Here is a 6,076-nt window from a genome sequence, read left to right as displayed (position 1 = left end):
CCTCGTCGCCACGCGCAAGTCCGCGGGGGCGGAGGAGGGCGCCCGGATCGCTCGGGAGCTGCGGACGCTCGCGCCGGGCGTTCCGGTCGCGGAGTGCTGGATCGCCCCCGCCTCGCTGGAGCCGGTCCATCCGGGGGGCGGGGGGCCGCCCCCGGCGGCGGGAGATGCGGTGCTCGCCGTGGCCGCGCTCGCCGATCCGCGCCCGTTCGCCGAGAACCTGCGGGAGCGGGGTCTGGCGGTGGAGCTGGCCTCCTTCCCGGACCACCACCCCTTCGACGCCGCCGAGGCGGCCGCGCTGCTCCGGCGCGCGGGAGGCCGCCCGCTCGTGATGACGCACAAGGACGCCGTGAAGCTGCGCGAGATCCTTCCCCCCGCGGTGGACGCCTGGGTGCTCCGCCAGACGGTTCGCTTCACCTCCGGCGAGGAGGCGCTGCTGCGCGCCCTGGACGCCGCCGTCGACGGAGCGCTCCGGTGACGGCCACGGGCGTGCTCGTCATCGGGAGCGGGATCGCGGGGCTCTCCTTCGCCCTCAAGGCGGCCCGCTTCACCGACGTGGTGGTCGTAACCAAGAAGGAGCGGCCGGAGTCGAGCACCAACTACGCGCAGGGCGGGATCGCGGCGGTCTTCTCGCCCGACGACTCGTACGAGCTGCACGTGGAGGACACCTTCGTCGCCGGGGCCGGGCTCTGCCACCCCGACGCGGTCGAAGCGCTCGTGCGGGAGGGGCCGGAGCGTGTGCGGGAGCTGATCTCGCTCGGCGTGGACTTCACCCGGGCGGGGGCGCACCTCTCGTTGGGGCGGGAAGGGGGGCACTCGCGGCGACGCATCGTCCGCTCCGACGACCTGACCGGGCGGGAGATCGAGCGCGGTCTCCTCGAGGCCGTGGCCGCCTCGCCGCGGATCCACGTGCTGGAGGACCACGCCGCCGTGGACCTCCTGGTGGCGGAGGAGGATGGCGCCCCCCGCTGCTGCGGGGCGCTGGTGCTGGACCCGGTGACCGGAGAGGTCGCGCCCTTCCTCGCCCGCGCGGTGCTCCTGGCGACCGGCGGGTGCGGCCAGGTCTACCGCCACACCACCAACCCGGGGATCGCCACGGGCGACGGGGTGGCCATGGCGTACCGCGCCGGGGCGCGGGTGGCGAACATGGAGTTCGTGCAGTTCCACCCGACGGCGCTCTACCCCGCGCGGGAGCGGACGCTCCTCATCTCGGAGGCGGTACGCGGCGAGGGGGCGGAGCTGCGCCGGCTGGACGGGGCCGCGTTCATGGGCGACTACCACCCGCTGGGCTCGCTCGCGCCGCGCGACGTGGTCGCCCGCGCCATCGACCGGGAGATGAAGCGCACCGGGGACCCGCACGTGCTGCTGGACTGCTCCGCAATCCCGGAGGAGGAGATCCGCGCGCGCTTCCCCAACATCCTCCGCGAGACCGCCGCCCGCGGGATCGACATGCTCGCGGAGCCGCTCCCGGTGGTCCCGGCGGCGCACTACCTCTGTGGCGGCGTGCTGACCGACACGCACGGCCGCACCTCACTGCGGGGCCTCTACGCCACCGGCGAGACGGCTTGCACCGGCGTGCACGGCGCCAACCGGCTGGCTTCGAACTCGCTGCTGGAGGCGGTGGTGTTCGCGCACCGGGCGTCGGTCCGCCTGCAAGCGGAGCTCGCCTCGCTCCCGCTTCCCTCCTCTTCGCCCGCCCGGGAGGCGCCCGGGGGGCGCGGTGAGCCGGAGGGCGTCCTCCTGGTGCACGATCGGGAGGAGATCCGCTCGCTCATGTGGGACCTGGTGGGGATCGTCCGGTCCGACGAGCGGCTGGAGTTCGCGGAGGCGCGGATCCGCCAGATCGCCGAGCAGAACGAGACGGTCTGGGCCTCGTCCGTCCCCTCCGCCGACCTGGTGGAGCTGCGCAACATGGTGGAAACGGCGCTGCTGATCGTGCGCTGCGCGCGCCGGAGGCGGGAGAGCCGCGGACTCCACTACAACGTGGACCACCCGCACCGCGACAACGAGCACTTCCTCCGCGACACCGTGGTGGGGCGCTGAGATGAAGGTGCAGCTGCTCGCCGTGGGAAGGGTGCGCGGCCCGGCCGCCGCGGCGGTGGAGGAGTACGAGGGGCGGGTCCACCGGTACTTCTCCTTCGAGCCCGTGGAGGTGAAGGAGGAGCCGTACCGCGGTTCCGGCGGCGCCGGCCGGGTGCGCGACGAGGAGGGAAAGCGCCTCCTGGCGCGGGCCGCTCCGGGGTGCGAGCTGGTGGCGCTGCACGAGACGGGGAAGCAGTGGACGTCGGAGCAGCTCGCCCGGTACCTTTCGGAGCTGGCGGTGCGGGGAAGCCCCGGCGCTGCCTTCCTCATCGGGGGCGCCTACGGGCTCTCCGACGAGATCCTGGCCGGGGCGAGGCATCAGCTCTCCCTCTCCGCCTTCACGCTCCCGCATGAACTCGCGCGCCTGGTGCTGGCGGAGCAGATCTACCGGGCGGGGACGATCTCCCGCGGCGAGCCGTATCACAAGGGGCGGGAGGAGTCGGGGCGGGGATGAGGAATGAAGAATGTAGAATGAAGAATGTAGAAGGGGACCGCGGGGAGGGACGCGAGGCAGCGCCGGGGCTGGAGATCCTGGTGGAGCCGCTTCGCGGGGCGCGCCTGGTCCGCGACTACCTGGCGGGGGAGGGGAGCGCCCCGTCCTTCTATTCCGGCGGCTCTCCGTTCGAGCTCGCGTCGTTCCGCGCCAAGCTGGACGAGGTGCGGGGCCGGTTCGGGCGGGCGGAGCGGGAGCGCGCGGCGGCCGCCCTCCGGCCCACGTCGCCCGGGGCCGCGGAGCGCCTGGCGCGCTTCGTCGAGGAGGGCGGCGCGATGGTCACCACCGGCCAGCAGACCGGTCTCTTCACGGGCCCGCTTTATACCGTACATAAGATCCTGACAGCGGTGCGCCTCGCGGAGGCACTGGAGCGGGAGCTGGGCGTCCTGGTCCTCCCGGTGTTCTGGGCCGCATCGGAGGACCACGACTGGGGGGAGGTGGACCACGCGGACGTGCTGGACGCCCGGGGCGAGGTGCGCCGCATCCGCATTCCCGGAGACGACTCCGTGCCGCTCCCCATGAGCGAGCGGCGGGTGGGGACGGGTATCGAAGCAAGCCTTGCCGAGCTGGCGGATGCGCTTGCGGGGGAACCGCTTGCGGAGGATTGTCTGAGGCTGCTCCGAGAGGCGTATTCGCCGGACGCGACGATCGCCGGGGCGTTCCGGGAGACGGTCGCGAAGCTCTTCGCCGGGTTCGACCTGCTGATCACCGATGCCGCGGCCCCGGCGCTGAAGCGGGCTTCCGCCCCGGTGCTGGAGGGGGCGATCCTCCGCACGCGCGAGCACGAGGCGCTGCTCCGCGCCCGCACCGCGGAGCTGGAGGCGGCCGGCTACCACGGCCAGGTCGCGGTGCTCCCGGAGGGCGCCAACGTCTTCCACCACGGCCCCGCGGGGCGCGAGCGGCTCTACGCGCGCGGGGACGGGTGGTACACGCGGGGGGCGCGTCGGCACTTCACCGCGGAGGAGGTGCGCGAGGCGGTTGCGGCGGACCCGACGCGGTTCAGCCCCAACGTGTTCCTTCGCCCGGTGGTGGAGAGCGCCGTGTTCCCGACGCTGGCGTACGTCGGCGGGCCGGGGGAGATGGCCTACTTCGCGCAGCTTGGCCGCCTCTTCCGGGAGTTCGGGATGGGGATGCCGGTGGTCTACCCGCGATTTTCCGTGACCCTCGTCTCCCCGGGGGCGCGGCGCACGATGGAACGGCTGGGGATCGGCATGGCCGACCTGGATGCGCCGGAGCACGAATTGGTGCGGCGGCTCGCGCGGGAGCGCGTGCCCGCGGGGGTCGAGGAGGCGCTGCAGAGGCTACGGGAGGGGATCGCCGAGGGATACGCCGGGCTGATCGAGGCGGCGGAGGCGGTGGACCCCACCCTCCGCGGCGCGCTGGGGAGCCTTCGGAACCGGTCGCTCCTGGAGGCCGCGGACGCGGAGCGGAAGGTCGTCTCGGCGGTAGCGCGCGCGGGGAAGGGGGTCGCGCGCGACGTCCGGCGCGTCCGTGCGGAGCTCCGCCCGCATGGCGAGCCCCAGGATCGCGTGCTCAACGTCTCCTCCTTCCTGGCGGGGCACGGCCCGGCGCTCCTGGCGCAGATCGCGGAACGGATGGTGGTGCCGCTGGGCGCGGAGATGCCGGAGCGGGCGCCGGTCGAGGCGCCGATCGGGGAGGGCGTGTAGCCGTTCCGCTGCTCTGGCCTGGGCTGTGCACCTGCGCGCCGGGGCGGCCGTGCGCCCACGCGCTTCCTGAAACGATCGACCGCCCGCTCCGGTGAACTCCGGGCGGGCGGTCTGCCGGACGAGCGACGATGACACCCGAATCCGCGACCCCTCCGCAGGACGACGAGACCGCCGTGATGGCCCCCCCGCCGCCCGAGAGCGCCTCCTCGGGCCGGGCGGCGTCGGCGATGGTGGCGTCCGGGATCCTGCTGAGCCGGGTCGCGGGGCTGGTGCGCGAGAGCGTCCTCGCCATGTTCTTCGGCACCTCGCTCTACGCGGACGTGTTCCGGGTGGGGCTCCGCATGCCCAACGTCCTCCAGAACCTGCTGGGCGAGGGGACGCTGAGCGCCTCGTTCATCCCCGTGTACGCGGAGCTGCTGGAGCAGGGGCGCGAAAAGGAGGCCGGCCGGGTTGCGGGGGCCATCTTCGCGCTGCTGCTGGCGCTCGCCTCGGTGTTCGTGCTGCTGGGGGTGCTCTTCGCGCCGCTGCTGGTCTCCGTCTTTCTCCCCGGGTTCGAGGGGGAGCGTCGCGCCCTGGCCATCGTGACCACCCGGATCCTCTTCCCCATGACGGGGATCCTGGTGCTTTCCGCCTGGGCGCTGGGGATCCTCAACAGCCACCGCCGCTTCTTCGTCCCCTACGTCGCCCCGGTCCTCTGGAACGTGGCGATCATCGCCAGCTTCTTCATCTTCTCCGGGCGCCTCTCGCAGGGCGGGCTCCTGATCGCCGTGGCGTGGGGCGCGCTCATCGGCGGGGCGCTCCAGTTCCTGGTTCAGCTCCCCTGGGTCCTGCGGCTGGAGCGGAGCCTCCGCCTGGGGCGGCCGGACCGGGTGCCGGGGGCGCGGGAAGCCGTCCGCAACGCCGGTCCGGCGATCATGGGCCGGGGCGTGGTGCAGCTCGCCGGCTACGTGGACATGGTGCTCGCCAGCCTCCTGGCGGTGGGCGCCGTCGCGGCCATCGGGTACGCGCAGACCATCTACCTGCTCCCGGTGAGCCTCTTCGGGATGTCCGTGGCCGCCGCGGAGCTCCCGGAGCTGTCGCGCCGGCGGGGCGGCGCCGTGGACGTCCTCCGCGAGCGCACCAACGCGGGGATGGAGCGGGTGGCGTTCTTCGTGGTCCCCTCCTTCGTGGCGTTCCTCGCCGTCGGCGACCTGCTGGTGGCGGCGCTCTTCCAGCGCGGCGAGTTCGACCGCTTCAACACGCTCCTGGTCTACTTCACCCTCGCGGCCTACTCGCTGGGACTGCTCGCCTCCACGGGGACGCGCCTCTTCTCCTCCGCCTTCTTCGCGCTCCGCGACACCCGCACGCCGGCCCGGTTCGCCACGGCGCGCGTGGGGGTGGGCGCCGCGCTCGGGATGGTGCTGATGCTGCAGTTCGAGGGGGTGTCCTTCGACGCGTTCGGCGAGGAGGTGAGGATCGGGCCGGGGCTCTTCGGCGACCTCCAGGTGGGGCCGTGGAGGCTGGGGGCCGTGGGCCTCGGGCTCGCCGCATCGGTGGGCGCCTGGCTGGAGTGGATCCTCCTGCGGCGCCGGCTGCGGGACCGGATCGGGCCCGTCGGCGCGGGGCTGGGGCTGCTCACGCGGATGTTCGCCGCGGCGCTGGCGGGAGCTGCGGCCGGGTGGGCGGTCCGGTGGGCGCTCCCGGAGGTGCCCGCCCTGCTGGAGGCGGCGCTGGTGGTACCCGCGTTCGCCGGGGTGTACTTCGGCGTGGGGGCGGCGCTGGGGCTGGGAGAGGCCGGCGTCTTCCTGCGGCGCGTCGGGCGGGTGCTGGGCCGCCGCTGACCCGGAACGCGGGGTGC

General features: G+C 74.0%; 5 protein-coding genes. All 5 read left to right on the top strand.

The window, feature by feature from the left end:
- On the top strand, nucleotides 1-475 hold a 475-nt coding region (locus VGR37_15825; GenBank protein ID HEV2148874.1), incomplete at its 5' end, for a tetraacyldisaccharide 4'-kinase.
- Nucleotides 472-2,040 carry an L-aspartate oxidase gene (gene nadB / locus VGR37_15820; GenBank protein HEV2148873.1) on the top strand — a complete coding sequence of 523 codons (1,569 nt, stop codon included), beginning with the start codon at nucleotides 472-474 and terminating at the stop codon, nucleotides 2,038-2,040. The genes VGR37_15825 and nadB, both read left to right, overlap by 4 nt.
- Nucleotide 2,041: 1 nt before the next feature.
- Nucleotides 2,042-2,533 carry a 23S rRNA (pseudouridine(1915)-N(3))-methyltransferase RlmH gene (locus VGR37_15815; protein ID HEV2148872.1) on the top strand — a complete coding sequence of 164 codons (492 nt, stop codon included), beginning with the start codon at nucleotides 2,042-2,044 and terminating at the stop codon, nucleotides 2,531-2,533.
- Nucleotides 2,534-2,550: 17 nt separating this feature from the next.
- Complete coding sequence (gene bshC / locus VGR37_15810; GenBank protein ID HEV2148871.1) at nucleotides 2,551-4,239, top strand: bacillithiol biosynthesis cysteine-adding enzyme BshC; 1,689 nt, start codon at nucleotides 2,551-2,553, stop codon at nucleotides 4,237-4,239.
- Between the two features lie 128 nt (nucleotides 4,240-4,367).
- Entirely contained in the window at nucleotides 4,368-6,059 is a 1,692-nt protein-coding gene (gene murJ, locus VGR37_15805) for a murein biosynthesis integral membrane protein MurJ (GenBank protein HEV2148870.1), read from the top strand.
- Nucleotides 6,060-6,076 lie beyond the last annotated feature (17 nt).

Source organism: Longimicrobiaceae bacterium, assembly GCA_035936415.1.
GTDB lineage: Bacteria > Gemmatimonadota > Gemmatimonadetes > Longimicrobiales > Longimicrobiaceae > JAFAYN01.
Note: the sequence above shows the minus strand (reverse complement) of the source record. Positions and strands in the feature narration are given on the sequence as shown.